The 15,600-nt window shown below is 41.7% G+C and carries 14 protein-coding genes; 9 read left to right on the forward strand and 5 right to left on the reverse strand.

Translation table 11 applies throughout. The features are described from left to right. Window positions 1–12 precede the first annotated feature (12 nt). Window positions 13–1,092, forward strand: coding sequence for an HlyD family secretion protein (locus NG55_RS00125; protein WP_065341916.1), 1,080 nt, complete (start codon window positions 13–15; stop codon window positions 1,090–1,092). 23 nt (window positions 1,093–1,115) lie between these two features. Here the strand turns inward: NG55_RS00125 and NG55_RS00130 are convergent, their stop codons facing one another. Continuing rightward, the gene (locus NG55_RS00130) at window positions 1,116–2,042 is read right to left on the reverse strand and encodes a LysR family transcriptional regulator (protein ID WP_065341917.1); all 927 of its coding nucleotides are present in this window, start codon (window positions 2,040–2,042) and stop codon (window positions 1,116–1,118) included. Between the two features lie 104 nt (window positions 2,043–2,146). Between NG55_RS00130 and NG55_RS00135 the strand changes: the two genes are divergently transcribed. The 6 genes from NG55_RS00135 to NG55_RS00160 all read left to right on the forward strand — a co-directional run bounded on the left by NG55_RS00135 (window position 2,147) and on the right by NG55_RS00160 (window position 7,762). Further along, a complete protein-coding gene (locus tag NG55_RS00135) occupies window positions 2,147–3,004 on the forward strand; it encodes an oxidoreductase (protein WP_065341918.1) in 858 nt (285 codons plus the stop codon). A 27-nt stretch (window positions 3,005–3,031) separates the two neighbouring features. After that, the gene (locus NG55_RS00140; RefSeq protein ID WP_065341919.1) at window positions 3,032–3,952 is read left to right on the forward strand and encodes an alpha/beta hydrolase; all 921 of its coding nucleotides are present in this window, start codon (window positions 3,032–3,034) and stop codon (window positions 3,950–3,952) included. Between the two features lie 12 nt (window positions 3,953–3,964). Continuing rightward, window positions 3,965–4,735, forward strand: coding sequence for an SDR family NAD(P)-dependent oxidoreductase (locus tag NG55_RS00145; RefSeq protein ID WP_065341920.1), 771 nt, complete (start codon window positions 3,965–3,967; stop codon window positions 4,733–4,735). Window positions 4,736–4,951: 216 nt separating this feature from the next. Further along, on the forward strand, window positions 4,952–5,875 hold the full coding sequence (locus NG55_RS00150; RefSeq protein WP_065341921.1) for an alpha/beta hydrolase: 924 nt from the start codon (window positions 4,952–4,954) through the stop codon (window positions 5,873–5,875). A gap of 73 nt (window positions 5,876–5,948) precedes the next feature. Further along, complete coding sequence (locus tag NG55_RS00155; protein WP_065341922.1) at window positions 5,949–6,710, forward strand: SDR family NAD(P)-dependent oxidoreductase; 762 nt, start codon at window positions 5,949–5,951, stop codon at window positions 6,708–6,710. Beyond that, complete coding sequence (locus tag NG55_RS00160; protein ID WP_065341923.1) at window positions 6,707–7,762, forward strand: NAD(P)-dependent alcohol dehydrogenase; 1,056 nt, start codon at window positions 6,707–6,709, stop codon at window positions 7,760–7,762. The genes NG55_RS00155 and NG55_RS00160 overlap by 4 nt, the downstream gene beginning before the upstream one ends. A 107-nt stretch (window positions 7,763–7,869) precedes the next feature. Here NG55_RS00160 and NG55_RS00165 read toward each other — a convergent pair whose 3' ends face one another. Next, window positions 7,870–8,355, reverse strand: a complete 486-nt coding sequence (locus tag NG55_RS00165) for a hypothetical protein (protein ID WP_065341924.1) — start codon at window positions 8,353–8,355, stop codon at window positions 7,870–7,872. A 91-nt stretch (window positions 8,356–8,446) separates the two neighbouring features. Further along, entirely contained in the window at window positions 8,447–9,805 is a 1,359-nt protein-coding gene (locus NG55_RS00170) for a flavin monoamine oxidase family protein (RefSeq protein WP_065341925.1), read from the reverse strand. 100 nt (window positions 9,806–9,905) lie between these two features. On the opposite strand from NG55_RS00170, the gene NG55_RS00175 reads away from it, so the two are divergent. Both NG55_RS00175 and NG55_RS00180 read left to right on the forward strand, forming a co-directional pair. Then, entirely contained in the window at window positions 9,906–10,541 is a 636-nt protein-coding gene (locus tag NG55_RS00175; protein WP_065341926.1) for a TetR/AcrR family transcriptional regulator, read from the forward strand. A gap of 8 nt (window positions 10,542–10,549) precedes the next feature. Continuing rightward, entirely contained in the window at window positions 10,550–10,978 is a 429-nt protein-coding gene (locus NG55_RS00180) for an SgcJ/EcaC family oxidoreductase (RefSeq protein WP_065341927.1), read from the forward strand. Between the two features lie 51 nt (window positions 10,979–11,029). Here the strand turns inward: NG55_RS00180 and NG55_RS00185 are convergent, their stop codons facing one another. Continuing rightward, a complete protein-coding gene (locus NG55_RS00185) occupies window positions 11,030–13,009 on the reverse strand; it encodes an esterase/lipase family protein (RefSeq protein ID WP_065341928.1) in 1,980 nt (659 codons plus the stop codon). A gap of 324 nt (window positions 13,010–13,333) precedes the next feature. Further along, window positions 13,334–15,499, reverse strand: coding sequence for a TonB-dependent siderophore receptor (locus NG55_RS00190; protein WP_065341929.1), 2,166 nt, complete (start codon window positions 15,497–15,499; stop codon window positions 13,334–13,336). Window positions 15,500–15,600: the final 101 nt, after the last annotated feature.

The following is a 15,600-nucleotide window of genomic DNA, read 5'->3' on the forward strand; positions in this document are numbered from 1 at the left end:
TGAGTAATTAATATGGCTGAGCAAGTACAAACTACAGAAACTGCAACTCAATTTAGTTCCAAGCTAATCAAACCGAAAACCTCAACGTTAATCTTAATGTTGTTGGTGTTGATCGTTGGGGTATTATTGATTTTCCGTGCCTGGCATGTTTTCCCCTTTTCATCGTCAAGTGAACAAACGGATAATAGTTATATTAAAGGTCAAACTACGGTTTTATCCTCACAAATCAATGGCTATATCAAATCGGTTTTGGTCAAAGACTTTGATCATGTAAAAAAAGGGCAACCTTTATTGATCATTGATGCGCAAACCTATGACCAGAAAGTGACTCAGGCGCAATCAGCCGTTGAACACGCTAAAAATGATCTGGCCAACCAACAACAAACCATTGCTCAGCGACAAGCCGATATTTTGGCTGCACAAGCAAAAGTCGCGCAAATACAGGCGGAATATCAACTTTCTGTGTCAGAGTCGCAACGGTATAGCCAACTTGGGGACTCAGGTGCAGCATCAAAATCAGAACGAGACCAAGTGCTTGCCAATGAAAAAAACAATCTGGCGGTATTACAGCAAGCTGAGGCCAATGTGCTGGTAGCCAAAGAAGCGTTAAAAACAGCCCAAGTTGCCAAAGCGGGTCTGCAAGCCGATGTAAACAGTACACAGGCTCAGCTAGAACAGGCACAAACCACCAAAAACTATAGTGTCATTTATGCACCGATGGATGGACAATTGGGTGAGGTTAATCCGCGTATTGGGCAATATGTTGCGGTTGGTTCACAACTCCTTTATTTGATTCCACAGCAGACTTGGGTCATTGCCAACTTTAAAGAAACTCAACTTCAGAACATGCAAATCGGACAAAAGGCCAGCTTTACAGTCGATGCATTAGGACATCAGACGTTCACAGGACATATTGAACAGATTTCGCCAGCCGCGGGTTCTGAGTTCAGTGTGCTCAAACCTGACAATGCAACAGGCAATTTTACCAAGGTGGTACAACGTATTGCGGTTCGGATTACCATTGACCCTGAACAAAAGGATCTAGCTCGTTTGCGCCCTGGAATGTCCGTGATTACTCGGGTCGGAAATTAAATTGCAATTGGAGTAACAGTGTTCTACTCACGATTGAATTGCTCAGGCGCTGATAGATGATCAAAGTTTTCTTTCAGCGCTGTAATTAATATATTTAGCAACGGTGCCTGTTCTCGTCGATGCGGGTAATACAGATAAAAAGGTTCATAGGTATGTCGCCAATCTTTCAGCACCTCTTCCAGTTCACCACTTTCTATATACGGTTGCACCATATCAATCGGTAGATATGAAATACCAACACCGCTTTTCACCGCCTGTAACATCGGGGTAATGGTGGTGAATGTAATTTTGGATTCCACTTTCACACTTTGGGTCTTATTGCCTTGGGTGAACTGCCAACGGAACATGGCACCATGCGTGGGTAACCGTAAATTAATACAATCATGCTCAATCAAATCTTTTGGATGTGTAGGTCGACCCTTTTGATTTAAATAATCGGGTGTTGCCACAGCCAGCATTGCAATTCCGTGGCTGATTTTTACTGCAATCATGTCTTTGGAAACCAATCCACCTCGACGGATGCCTGCATCAAAACGTCCATCGACAATATCGGTCAAACCATAATCAGAGGTCATCTCTACCGCAATATCAGGATATTTTTTTATAATTTTTTCTACAGCGGCCCAGAGCACACTTTGAATGGCGTATTCATCCGCATTAATACGTAAGGTACCCGCAGGATTTTCTCGCAAGGCGCTGATCTGATGCAAACCATGTTCAATATCTTCAATCGCAGGCTGAACCAAATTGAGCAGATATTCCCCTGCTTCTGTTGGTGACACACTTCGGGTGGTTCGTGAAAGGAGTTTAATACCTATTCGCTCTTCTAGATTGCGCATGGTCTGGCTAATGGCAGATTGGGAGGTGCCCAGTTTTGCAGCCGCTCGGGTAAAACTGCGCTCTTGTGCAACAATGAGAAAGACCTGTAGATCATTTAAATTTTCTTTCATTATTTATAAGTATTCAGTATAAGTCCTATCGAATTATAACGGATTATCATTATAAATCACCCTTGCTAACATTGTTTTTATCAAATCAACAAGTGAATAAAGCAATGAAAAAAGTCTGGTTAATCACAGGTGCATCTTCTGGTTTAGGTCAGGCACTTGCACAAGCGGTTATTGCTCAGGGTGATTTGGCTGTGATCACGGCGCGTCGTCTAGATCGCTTACAACAAATTGCATATGGCCATGAAGATCAAGTGTTAGCAGTTGCACTTGATGTTACCGATGCTACTGCACGAAGCCAAGTGATTGAGCAAGCCATTCAGCATTTTGGACGTATTGATGTGCTTGCCAATATTGCTGGTCGTGGTGTAGTGGGCGCATGTGAAGAATTTAGTCTGCAACAACTACGCGAGCAAATGGAATTGAATTTCTTTGCCGCCGCTGAAATGACTCGTGCTGTGTTACCGCAGATGCGTCAGCAAGCATCAGGTCATATCTTGACCCTGAGCAGTATCGCTGGGCTAGTGGCCATGAATGCAGCAGGTCCCTATTGTGCTGCCAAGTTTGCCATTGAAGGCTGGACTGAATCGCTTGCACTGGAAGTCAAATCACTGGGGATTCATGTCACTTTGGTTGAACCAGGTGCATTCCGTACTGAGTTTGCAGGCGATGTCAATATGCGTCCAGCTCAGCACATTCCGGCCTATCGAGCTGTCGTAGAACCATTTGAGCAATATTTGGAAGGTTCATCGGGTAAACAACTTGGTGATCCTGCCAAAGCTGCGCAACGCATGCTTGAAGTCGTTGAAAGTGCAACACCACCTACCCGTCTAATGTTGGGTCAGGATGCTTTTTCAATCTGGGATCAAACCCTTGCAACACGAACCCAAGACATTGATTCATGGCGCCAAAAAGGCATTGAAACCGCATTTGACGATGCTGAGTTTGTCGAAATCCAGCTTTAAGCCTTACATCTCATTGGAGTTAATCAAATGAAAAAAATCCATTTCAATCAGCAGAATATCCAAATTGCAGCACATCTTTATCTCCCCCATGATTTTAATGAAACACAACAATATGCCGCCGTCATTTGTGGTCATCCTGTCGGTGGAGTGAAAGAACAAACGGCGCATATCTATGCACAAAAACTTGCGGAGCAAGGATTTATTGCACTGACTTTTGATGCTGCCTATCAAGGTGAAAGCGGAGGAAAAACCCGTCAACTCGAAAATCCATATCAACGTGTTGAAGACTTTCGTGCTGCCATCGATTATTTAGACAGCTTGGCTTATGTAGATGAAAATCGCATTGGTATTTTAGGCATCTGTGGTGCGGGTGGGTATGTCATTCATGCTGCCATTATTGATCATCGTATCAAAGCGGTAGTTGGTGTCAGTGCAGTAAATATAGGTGATCTGTATCGTCAAGGTTGGTATGGAGACAATCAGGCAACTGCTTCTGAACAAACCACCATTTTAGATTCAATTGCACAACAGTTGACGGCAGAGGCACAAGGTGCAGCAATGGCTCTGTCACCTTGGTCACCTGAAAGCCTCGAAGGTGTTGACGATCCCGAAATGCGTGAAGCCTATGATTATTACCGTACCACTCGCGCCCAACATCCAAATGCGCCAAGTCAAGGCACCACAACGTCAACAGCAGTATTGATGAGTTACGATGCCTTTCATTTTGCAGATCGCTACCTGACTCACCCCTTACTTATGGTTGTGGGAAGTGAGGCAGGTTCGGCATGGCACAGTCAACAACTGATCAAAACCGCAGCGGCACCTCAAAAAGAACTTTTTGTGATTACAGCTGCAAATCATTTTGATCTATATGATCGTCCAGATGCTGTAAATGAAGCTGTAGAAAAAATTGTACCTTTCTTTCAGCAATCTTTATCAGGTCAATAAGGAGAGCATCAGATGAATCGTTTAAATGATAAAGTGGCCATCATCACAGGTGCTGGTAGTGGTACTGGAATGGGCGCTGTCACTGCCCGTTTATTTGCTCAGCAAGGTGCGAGTGTGGTGATTACCGCCAGCCAGCAGCGTGAACAAGCGATCAAAGACTTGTCAGATGAACTGAACCAGCAAGGCCTAAAAGCAACATACGCCATTCTAGATGTCACCAATGAAGTGCAATGGCAAGAAGTGGCAGCACATACCATTTCGACATTCGGAAAAATTGATATCTTGGTGAATAATGCAGGTACACCAGGACCACGTGGTGGATGGACTGATACCGATATTCAAGATGTGTTGGCTGTGATGGATATCAATTTAAACAGTCAATTCTTAGGCATTAAAACCGTGATTCCATTTATGCAACAAGTGGGCGGTGGTTCGATTGTCAATATTGGTTCTGCAGCAGCAGTGATTGCTTTTCCTGATGTGAATCCAGGGTATGCAGCTTCGAAGGGTGCATCACGCATGTTAAGTAAATCAGCAGCAGTCGATTTGGCGAAAATGAATATTCGTGTCAATACGGTTTTGCCAGGATTGATTGCTACTCCTATGGCAACCCATTTCACTGAAGATGAAGAAGCAATGCAACATTTACGTACAGCCATCCCTGTTGGTCGTGCAGGGACTTCAGAAGAAATTGCCTTTGCCGTGCTGTTTCTTGCCAGTGATGAAGCCTCTTATGTCACAGCAACCGAACTCTTGGTTGATGGGGGGTATACTGCAATTTAGCCATTCATTTGTTATATCAAGCTTCCTGCCCTAAGGTCAGGAAGCTTTTTTGTGGCTAAATTTTAGAATGGTCTGATGAGAATAAAAGCAGTATTATGTTGTGTTTATTCATAAGTCTTACTTATTAAAGCAATCAAAAATAACCCTCTAATCAAGATAAATCAGCAATGGTACATTTATTTCATCAACTGATTCCCTCTATGTGGAGCTTAAACGATGAAAAATGTAACCTTCAAAAATAAAAGCATCGACGTATCAGCAACGATCCGTTTTCCAGAAGGCTTTGATGAAAATCAGAAATATGCTGCGATTGTATGTGCACACCCCATCAGCAGCTGTAAAGAACAAACAGCAGGTGCAATTTATGCTGAAAAATTAACTGCGGCAGGCTTTGTAACTCTTGCCTTTGATGCATCTTATCAAGGTGCCAGCGGCGGTGAACCCCGTTTCCTTGAAGACCCTGCAACCCGTGTTGAAGATTTTCGTTGTGCCGCCGATTATCTCACAACTTTAAATTATGTCGATGAAAACCGCATTGGCGTCCTCGGTGTTTGTGGTGGGGGTGGCTATGCGGTAAATGCAGCCATGACCGAACGCCGCTTTAAAGCTGTGGCAACCATTGTCGCTGCAAACTATGGTCGTCTGATGCGTGAAGGTGATCTCAGTCCAAATGCAGCAATCAATACTCTTGAAGCAATTGCAGCTCAACGTACAGCTGAAGCACGTGGAGCAGAAGCATTTATCACCCAATATATTCCAAACTCGCAGGCAGAGCGTGAACAAGCTGGCATTCAGGACATTGATATCCAAGAAGCCATTGACTACTACAAAACACCACGTGGTCAGGCAGCAGGTTCAACCAACCAGTTACGTTTTTCAGGTTTGGCTGCCGCTGTTGGTTTTGATGCCTTCCATTTGGCTGAACACTTACTCACTCAACCCTTACAGATTGTCGTAGGTGATCGTGTTGGTGCTTTTGGCTCATATAAAGATGGTTTTGAACTGTATAACAAAGCCGCCGCTAAAGATAAAAATATCTTTGTAGTTGAAGGCACCAGTCATTATGAACTTTATGACCAACCTGAACCTGTCGCAAAAGCTTTAGATGTGGTTATTCCCTTCTTTCAAAAACATCTTTAATCCTTTCGCGTGAATACGATGAATAGCGCGTATTCATGCTCCTTTTATTAAACTCTGAAGATCTAGAAATGCTATGAAAACTGTCCTTATTACTGGTGCAAGTTCAGGTATTGGCAAAGCCTTGGGTTATAAATTCGCTGCTGAAGGCTTTAACCTGATTCTGGTTGCCCGTCGAGCGAGTACTTTAGAACAAATAAAGCAGGACATTGAAACGACATATCAAGTCAGTGTTCATGTGGAAAGCTGTGATTTGGCAGTCCTTGGCAATGCACGACAGCTTTATGAAAAGCTAAGAACATTGCAAATTGATGTGATGATCAACAATGCGGGCTTTGGTGATTATGGCTTCCCTTGGGAGGTTAATCTGGAAAAAGCCAATAACATGATCGACCTAAATATTAAAGCCCTCACAGACTTATCTTTACTCTACGTCAAAGATTATGCAGATCGAGAAGCAACCTTAATCAACACGGCTTCGATTGGTGGCTATGTACAAATTGATATTGCCGTGACCTATTGCGCCACAAAATTCTATGTGGCTTCCTTCACCGAAGGTCTAGCACTAGCGATGCAATCACAAAACAAAAAAATGCGGGTCAAGGTCTTGGCACCTGCTGCAACTCGTACTGAATTTGTTGATCAAGCCTCATATCAAGGTGGAATCGACGGTGAGACTTTATTTAGCCCTGAAGTGTTTATTTCTGCTGAACAATTGGCTGAATACGCCTATCAGCTTTATCAAAGCGACCAAGTGCTTGGCATCGTCAATGAAAACAATCTATTCGACTTAAAAGATCCTGTTTATCCTCAACTTATAATGGATACTCTCTCATGAAAACTTATGCATATGCGGCTTTGGAACAAGGCTCCACTCTGGTTCCTTACACTTTAGAGCGCCGTGAATTACGTCATGATGATGTGAATATTGAAATTCTCTATTCAGGTGTTTGCCATTCCGATCTGCACATGGCAAAGAATGATTGGGGACGTACGGTTTTCCCTTTAGTGCCTGGTCATGAGATTGTCGGTAAAGTAATTGCGATCGGCAAGGATGTAAACAAGTTTAAGATAGGCGATCATGTCGCTGTAGGAACATTTGTGGATAGCTGTATGCATTGTGATCAATGTCATAAAGGTGAAGAACATATGTGCCGTGAAATCTTGACCGAAACCTATAATGGGCAGGATCGTATGACTGGTGAAAATACTGCTGGTGGTTATGCCAAACATATCGTGGTGAAAGAACACTTTGTTTTGCATGTGCCTGATCGCTTGGATTTATCACGTGTTGCACCTTTGCTCTGTGCAGGAATTACCACCTATTCCCCATTACGAACATGGAATGTAGGACCAGGGACACGTGTTGGCGTGGTGGGTTTGGGCGGCTTAGGACATATGGCGGTGAAATTGGCGGTCGGTTTGGGTGCCGAGGTAACGGTTCTGAGCCGATCAAAACAGAAACAAGCTGATGCCTTACAACTGGGTGCAGATCGTTTTCTTGATACCGCTGATTTAGAAGCTATGCAACAGGCACTCAATGCCTTTGATGTGATTATTGATACTGTTCCAGTCAAGCACGATATTAATCCTTATATTCCCTTACTGGATATTGATGGCACCTTTGTTGTGGTTGGGCAGTTAGGACAACTGGATGAACTTTTCACTGTTCCTGCCATTATGGGGCGTCGTCGAATAGCAGGCTCAATGATTGGCGGTATTGCCGAAACACAGGAAATGTTAAATTTCTGCGCCCGTCAAAATATCTTGCCGGACTGTGAAATAATTCGGATGGATCAAATTAATCAAGCATTTGAACGTTTAGAACGTTCTGATGTCCGCTATCGTTTCGTGATTGATATGGCGACCTTATCCGCTCACACAGACTAAATCATTGATCTTTATATCTAACCGAAACAGACGACTTCGGTTAGATCTGTTTTTTGATCAATATGCAACCATATCAAATACGTCATTGCTGATTAAATCAATACTCCTTATATCAATTTTATGTTCGTGTAGATGTCTATAAATTGATCCAGCCTAGGTTTTATCTCCTGATATTGCTTTTTGATCGCTAATTCCATGAACTCAATTTGAAGTTGTTCTTGTGCAATCATATAGTTGAGAAAGGCTCTATCTTCAACGCTTCCGAGCGTACGAACTTTTTTTAAGTTTTCCATATAGACTATTGTCCTTGTGTGAACCAACTGTAGCAGCTGATTAAGGAATAAAGCGGGTATTGAACTCATTGTCCATGCTTTTGCCTCAGTCAGAAAAGATGGCGTTGCATCCAAACCTAATTTGTGTGCATACGCCGCATAACGTGGGGTATTAAATTGTTCCAATTTTCTATATGCATCCCAAAAGACATATTCAGCTGTACCTTGCATACGTATAGAAATACGCGTAATTGCTTTTAATGCAAAAGCTCGATTCTGTAATTCATATTGAATGCCTTGTATAAATTGCTCAGACGACATTACAGTTCTCCATAACCGATATTCAAATTCAGACTGAGCCAGACATACCTTATCTAATCAGGAGATTTGGTTCAGATCTGATCCAATTTTCTTATTTGTTTATGATTTCTTTTGCTGCGCGAATACCTGATTGTAAAGCGCCATCTAAATAACCACTCCATTCCGTTGCCGTTTCTGTCCCAGCCCAATGAATGCGACCAAAAGGTTGTCTAATACAATCTCCGTAACTTGTCATGACACCAGCGGGCATATGTGCGACATATCCGCCTTGAGACCATTCTTCGGTTAACCAGTCTTGCTCCACATACTCCAAAGGATGTGCTGCTTGTTGCCCAAAGTAATAAACCATGTCTGCAATCACACGCTGACGACGTGTATCAACATCCAGCGCATTTAATTCAATTGCATAATCACCCTCAATTAAACCGAGTAAAACACCATGATCTTTACCCGTTGTAGACTGATCAAATACCACACTAACAGCTCTATCCGTTGCAACTACAGCACCATTTAAATTTTGCTGTTTCCAAAAAGGGCGGTTATAGGCCAAATGAACTTTGATAACCGCACCCATGGTCATACTTTGTAGTAGTTTTTCACGTTTTACAGGAAGCGACGGCGTGTAATGAATCTTGGATGCCAGAACAGGTGGTGTCGCAATAATGATATTTTGTGCTTTATAGCGTTGGTTTTTGCATACCACATACACATGGTCTGTACACTGCTCAACAGCCAAAACGGGCGAATTTAAAATTAAATTGTCTTGTAATTGATCTGCAATCCGCTTGGGAATCTGCCATGCGCCCCCAATAAATTTATCTTGCTGCGCGCCGCCTTCCGTTGAGATTAATGATTCTAGACCATGGCCTTGCCTGAAATATTCTAGAAAAAATAGATAGGACAATTGTGATGTATTACAACAAAATAAGGCCCCAACAATTGTTCGGATAAAATCTCGAGCTCCATCCGTACGGACATTTTTTAAAATCCAGCTTTCGACTGTTTCAGCATCCCATAACTTGGCTTTTGCCGCCAACCATGGCGCTCCATGAGGTAAACTTTTAACCTCTTTATTCCAACGACGTTCTAATAAAGCGATTTCGATCAATGCACTGACAGGAAGTTTAGGAATATTCGAACGATAAGATTTGACCAAACCATTTCGACTCACTAAGCTCGCCCCTTTTACAAATTGGGGATATGTTTTTATGCCGAGCTCTTGCGCTTGGGACAACAATAATTTCTGTTGAGGACCGACCCATTGCCCACCTAAATCAATGGTCTCCCCACAAATCTCACCCGCTTTAGAACGTCCACCTACTCGATCCCTTGCTTCTAATAATAAAGTTTGTTTACCTGCTTTTTTTAGCTCCAAAGCTGCTTTCAATCCAGCCAGCCCAGCACCAACCACGATTGCATCCCATGTTTTTTCAGTTGTTTGAGTATCCATCATTATTTCCTACTTTTAAAATTATCATCCATATTTTAATGAACGCGTTCATTAAAATTAAATTTGATTTTATGGAACGTGTTCACTAAAATCAATAGCTATGGAAAATAATCAAACAAAAGCCCCCCGCCGTGGACGTCCTCCGCGAAGTCAAGAACAAATCGAAGCCAATCGAAATGTGATTATTCAAGCGGCCAGAGACTTATTTGCAGCACATGGATACGAAGGTGTATCTATGCGCAAAATTGCAGCCCAAGCAGACTGTTTACCTGCAACGCTTTACACCTTATTTCCAAGTAAAAGACAGTTACTGCACCATATTTGGGAAGTGATTTTTTTAGATTTAATGCTTGAGCTTGAACAATGCTACAACAACAGCCCCGAATCAGCCCGACTAGAAAAGCTGTGTACAGCCCAAGTTGATTTTTGGTTAAACAGACCGAATGATTGCAGAGCAATTTTTCTCATTGAAGATCATCCGCAAAATGCAGACGAACATTATTTTGTCGATGCTTCGCAAGCCGTCCCTCAGCTAGAGATTTACACGCGTGCAATTCAGGAAGCACAAGCCCGTGGTGAAATACGTGCAGGTGATGCGAACGAAATCAAGAACGTTCTACTCTGTAGTATGTTAGGGATTACCTTAAGTTTGATTGGCATCCCAGAATACCCATGGGGAAATCCAAATACGCTAAAAGAAATGACGATCAGTGCGCTGATACGTGGATTAAAATAAGGGAAAATATGACCGTTAAAGCAACTACACCAGAGCAAATTCCATATTTATTCCAAGCAGCTTGGAATGAACATGATATGGTGGCCTTTGCCTCGTTATTTGCTGAGGATGCAAGCTTTGTAAATCGTTTTGGACACTATGTAAAAGGTATAAAAGAAATTGTTGCCTTACATCTTCCTATTCATGAAACCATCTATCGTGATTCGACGCTTCAGAATGAAATCATAGAGCTGAGTCCAATTACCGATGATGTGGTCATTATCCATTTTTGGAGCAGATTAACCGCTGGCACTGCCCATCCAGCGGGTCCACATCAAGTCGATACATTAATTCTTGCTGTTCTCAGCAAGCAAAATGGTTTTTGGCTGATCCGCGCATTAGAAAACGTAACCCTCACCAATCCACGCACAGGTCAAACAATCTTAAGAAATGGCTAAAATTCAGAAACTACGATAATTCCCATAATTAGACGCTGGCGCTCTTAACTATCATTGAGGCAAAGCATGCTGTTTGGCATGTAATTTTAAAATTCGTCTTAACTCCAGAATTGCTTCAGGTTTCTCTTGAATCGAATGCCCACCTTGGATAATTTTTTCTGATAACGCCCCTTCTAGATGCGAGCTGTTATATGGCACGATGCCATCTGTCATTTTATTGGGGTCTTGGCTTTGCGTGATATTCCCCATAATTGAATGGTAGGCTAAACCCTTTATCGGTTGAATATTCTGACTCATTTTCATAAATTTAGACTGATAGCTTAAATCACTCGGTCCATTTTCAATAAGGCCTGATCCAAGCGTGTTTTTCATTTGCTGTAGGTCAATTTTCTTTTCTGTGACTGCAAGCTCTGCTGCCGCTAAAAATTTACTCGGTAAATGAATAACTTTACGTAATGCCAGTGTAAACCAGCGATCCGCATAGGCCGTACCTTTATGTGGTGTTGCAATAAAAATAACGCGATTAATTTGATCAATTGGCTGGAAGATAAAGCGCTTACTGACTGCAGGTGAAAAAATAAAATCATGAGCTTTTTCATTATTAATCGCGTCTACAGCCTGCTGGCGGATATCGCCTTGCCCCATGATCAAGCGACTAATAATTCCTCCCATACTATGTCCAATCAGAACAGCGTCAGACATTGCAGCATCTTTAGGATCATGCATTGCAAATCCCTGCTTTAACAAGGCATAAATCTGGGCACGGCTTTCTAAAATCGGCATGTTGGTAGAATAGAAAACTTGCCAAACCTGATAATGCTTACGCAGGTTCTCATCTCCTAAAATATCATTCGTCAGCGCAATCCATGCCTCTGGGCTACTGGCTAAGCCGTGAATAAAGATAATGATTTTCTTATCTGGTTGATAAGGCTCCAGCATAAATAAATGCGGCATGCTGAGTTGCTCTTTACGATCAATTAAAGTCGTATAGCCCGTGCCGCCCAAATTATTTTCAGCCAACCAAAGACCGTATGGCGCTGAGTAATTGGCTGTTAATAAATAATTATCACCTGCGACTTTCACCTCATCATGGCGAAAGGGATCGATCAGCTTTATTTCTAGTGCAGCATCTCGAAGCAAAGCCAAATTTTTAACATTGCTCTGTTTTAATGGCTGCGCTACGGCAGTGACAGATAAATATCTCGCCGTATGAATATATGGGTTTTTCTTATTGGCATAGAAAGTTTCTGGATCATAAATATAGTCTGAACTGAAGAGCTGCTTATTCTTTGCGACTAACACAAACTCTGAACCAAAGCCATCGCGACGATTGACACTATAAAATCCAGAAAAACGCATATTGTAACTCGATTGCAATAACTGAATATCTGTCGTTGCAAGTTCTGGATAATCATCGAAATTAAAATGATAAAGGTGCTGATTAATCAGTAATTGTTTAGGAAAACGAGTAAATTGATAGCGTAAATAAGCAGTCGTGATCAATCGTGAAAGTGCTACATTATAAAAAAGCCGAACCTGCGTTTGCCTCTGATCAAAAATACGTTGTTGAGGTGTATGTTGCGTTTCAAATAAATAGGCATAACTAAAACGAATACTCTGATCAAGTAAAGTCAGTACTTGATCTAAACACTGATTTTGTTTCATTGAATGCTGTCTTTCCAACAACGGCACATGACATTGTTTTTCTTCACTTAAGCGTAAAGCCTGAGCCAAATACACTTCACTGGCTGCAGCATAACGTTGTTCATTATTATCAGTTAGTTTTTTTTCTAAAGTCTGTACACATCTATCGGGTTGATTGATACATTCACTTGCTGGAATACCAGCAAGAAGCAAAGTATTTTGTGAAGCATCGCTTAATTGAGGTCGCGTTAAGATGCTTTGAGTTTTATCGGTTAAGGATGCACTTAAACTTCGTTGTTGAAGTTTGACGAGCTGACAGGCAGATAAACTGTAAAAGAGACAAAGCAAAACAAGGCGCTTAATCAGAGTTCTTCTATTCATTGTCATGCGATTAATCCTCTGCAACACGCCTCCAAGCGTAGTTCTATCATTGCATTTCGAAGTTCAGTTCATTTTCCATGCAATAGACTGAACAAAAATAAAGGCTGATCGCAAGATAGCGTCACGTCTTAAATATCTAACCAATATTACAAAGTAAGCAAAAGAATACAGCAACATTATTAAGATAGATTGTTCTATCTATAATACAAAATAGAAGATGGGCTATTAGTCAAAGTCACAAATAAAAAAGACCAGTGAATCCGTTAACTGGTCTTTTTCCTATTCCTTCGCTCTCATCTATTCTTGATAAAATAAAGAAAGCGACTCATTTTAGAATTTGATATTCCATGATAACTGTGCTGTACGCGGTGCCCCAAGGAATAAGTAATCATCGCCGAAGAAACTGCCCACATCTCGCCAGTATTTTTTATTAAATAGATTATCTACATTTAATCTCAAAGTATTGTCATAACCATAAGCACGGAAATTATAGGCTGTACCTGCATTAAATACCGTATAGCCCGACACTTTGACAGTACCTGTTTTCTCAGCATATTTACTGCTGCTGTATTGCATACCCGCCAGTAAACGCAGTCCTTCCACCTGTGGGAGTTGATAAGACAGATAACTCGCAAAACGCACTGCAGGAATGTTTTGAGTTTGATGGCCTTGATATTCGGCTGATTGAGTATCCTTCAAGCGTGAACGTGTCAATGCTAAGGTTGAGGTGATCTCTAGGTTTTGACCTACACGACCTTGTGCGCCGAGTTCTAAGCCAAGATTATGTTGCTCGCCATCAGCAACAAAATTACTGGCTATATCTGTATATTGGTTGTCTTGCTTTAAATTAAACAATGTGGCTGTAAACAATAAATCTTGCCATTGCTGTTTAACACCTAGCTCATATTGCGTTGAATGTTTTGGTGCCAATGTTTCAAATTTATTTTCGGCATACCACGGTGCTTGTCCACCATCACTCAGACCTTTGGCATATGAAGCATAGACATTGGTGCCTTCCCAAGGCTGATACATCAACGCAAATTGAGGTAAAAAGCGATTAAAGTTGGTATCTCGGATGTTATTGCCATCAACATCATAAGCGTCTTCATTCAGATGCAAAAGCTTTCCACCCGCCAGAATCGACCATTGCTGATTAAAATCAATTTGGTCAAGTAGGTTCAATGCCGTTTGCTGACTACTGAATGACTTGTAATGCTTACCTAAGGTTGCTTTTGAAGGCTGATAAGTCATGTTATCTGTATAGATATTTCCAGTACCCACTAATTCATTGATTGGATCATGCTGGGCATGGCGTTTATAACTATTAGATAATTCTACATTAAGTGTATGTTGCCATGTTCCTGTGTTAAATTTTCCACTTAAGCCTGTTTTAAATTGATTGGTGAGATAACTGTCATCGGGACTACGGAAATCATAAATATCGTAATTGCCATTTTGGTCAAAAGTATTACCTAAGCCTGTCGTTTGGCATATCTCGCTATAACAGCCCCATGCAAATGCAGAATAATCATCGACCACCACTCGACTTTGTGATGCTGAAAGATTAGCGCTCCAATTGTCGTTCACTTGGTAACTATACTTTAAACCAGCATTGAGACTTTCATTACTGACGGGTTTGCCCCAGCTTTGATGACCCAATAAACGATCCCAATCCACATCTGTAGGTACTTTTTTACCATCAAGTAATTGGTAACCAGGTACGGAACGTTGGCGCTGACGTTGTGATTCAAGATCAAATTCGAGTTTTGAACGATCTGAAATTTTCCAGTCCAAAGCGACTGAACCAAACCAACGCTGTCCATTGGCATGTTCGACATACGGATGGATTTCTTCTTTGGCGAGATTGACCCGATAACCAAACTGCTGATCTGAACCAATTAAACCACCTATGTCAGCTGCTATACGATTACCAGTATGGCTATCTGCTTCAAGTGTAAAAGAACGAATATCCGCTGGACGTTTAGTTACATAGTTGACTACACCACCTGGTGTGGACATACCACTTTGAATCGCACTGATACCTTTTAAAATTTCAACCTGCTCTTTATTTTCAAGTGCAATATTTTGCTCACCTCTGACCAAGTGACCATTTAATAAGTAACTTGATCCTAAATTTAGAGCAAAGCCACGCATTACAAAGTTTGGATAATAACCAATCGGTGCATAACCCTCACCGACAGCGGCATCATTTTTCACCACATCGGTTAAGGTCTTGGCATGTTGATCCGCAATCTGCGCGGCTGTCACGGTATAAATAGAAGCAGGAATTTCAGTGAGATTTTGCTGGGTAAAACCAGATAGATTCACTTTAGACTGAGCGTACGCAAGCTCAGAAATTTCAGCTTTTATCAGAATTGGAGCTAGTCGCGGTGTTTCAGTGTCTGCATGGACCAATACGGTGTTTAATCCGAGGCATGAAAATGAACCAACCGCCAATAATGCTTTTTGTAAACGAGAAAATGGATACGTTTTCACAGTTGTTGCCTAACCCCAAAAGATAATAATAAAGCTTACACTTTGCGGGCATGAGTATTCACAATTTTCTCAGATAGGACAAGCATGTTATGCACCATATC

The organism is Acinetobacter gyllenbergii (assembly GCF_001682515.1).
In the GTDB taxonomy this organism is placed as follows: Bacteria; Pseudomonadota; Gammaproteobacteria; order Pseudomonadales; family Moraxellaceae; genus Acinetobacter; species Acinetobacter gyllenbergii.

Excerpts from the sequence above, each read along its gene's own strand:
- NG55_RS00125 (WP_065341916.1), top strand. The coding sequence starts at position 13 with ATGGCTGAGCAAGTACAAACTACAGAAACTGCAACTCAATTTAGTTCC.
- NG55_RS00130 (WP_065341917.1), bottom strand. The coding sequence starts at position 2,042 with ATGAAAGAAAATTTAAATGATCTACAGGTCTTTCTCATTGTTGCACAA.
- NG55_RS00135 (WP_065341918.1), top strand. The coding sequence starts at position 2,147 with ATGAAAAAAGTCTGGTTAATCACAGGTGCATCTTCTGGTTTAGGTCAG.
- NG55_RS00140 (WP_065341919.1), top strand. The coding sequence starts at position 3,032 with ATGAAAAAAATCCATTTCAATCAGCAGAATATCCAAATTGCAGCACAT.
- NG55_RS00145 (WP_065341920.1), top strand. The coding sequence starts at position 3,965 with ATGAATCGTTTAAATGATAAAGTGGCCATCATCACAGGTGCTGGTAGT.
- NG55_RS00150 (WP_065341921.1), top strand. The coding sequence starts at position 4,952 with ATGAAAAATGTAACCTTCAAAAATAAAAGCATCGACGTATCAGCAACG.
- NG55_RS00155 (WP_065341922.1), top strand. The coding sequence starts at position 5,949 with ATGAAAACTGTCCTTATTACTGGTGCAAGTTCAGGTATTGGCAAAGCC.
- NG55_RS00160 (WP_065341923.1), top strand. The coding sequence starts at position 6,707 with ATGAAAACTTATGCATATGCGGCTTTGGAACAAGGCTCCACTCTGGTT.
- NG55_RS00165 (WP_065341924.1), bottom strand. The coding sequence starts at position 8,355 with ATGTCGTCTGAGCAATTTATACAAGGCATTCAATATGAATTACAGAAT.
- NG55_RS00170 (WP_065341925.1), bottom strand. The coding sequence starts at position 9,805 with ATGGATACTCAAACAACTGAAAAAACATGGGATGCAATCGTGGTTGGT.
- NG55_RS00175 (WP_065341926.1), top strand. The coding sequence starts at position 9,906 with ATGGAAAATAATCAAACAAAAGCCCCCCGCCGTGGACGTCCTCCGCGA.
- NG55_RS00180 (WP_065341927.1), top strand. The coding sequence starts at position 10,550 with ATGACCGTTAAAGCAACTACACCAGAGCAAATTCCATATTTATTCCAA.
- NG55_RS00185 (WP_065341928.1), bottom strand. The coding sequence starts at position 13,009 with ATGACAATGAATAGAAGAACTCTGATTAAGCGCCTTGTTTTGCTTTGT.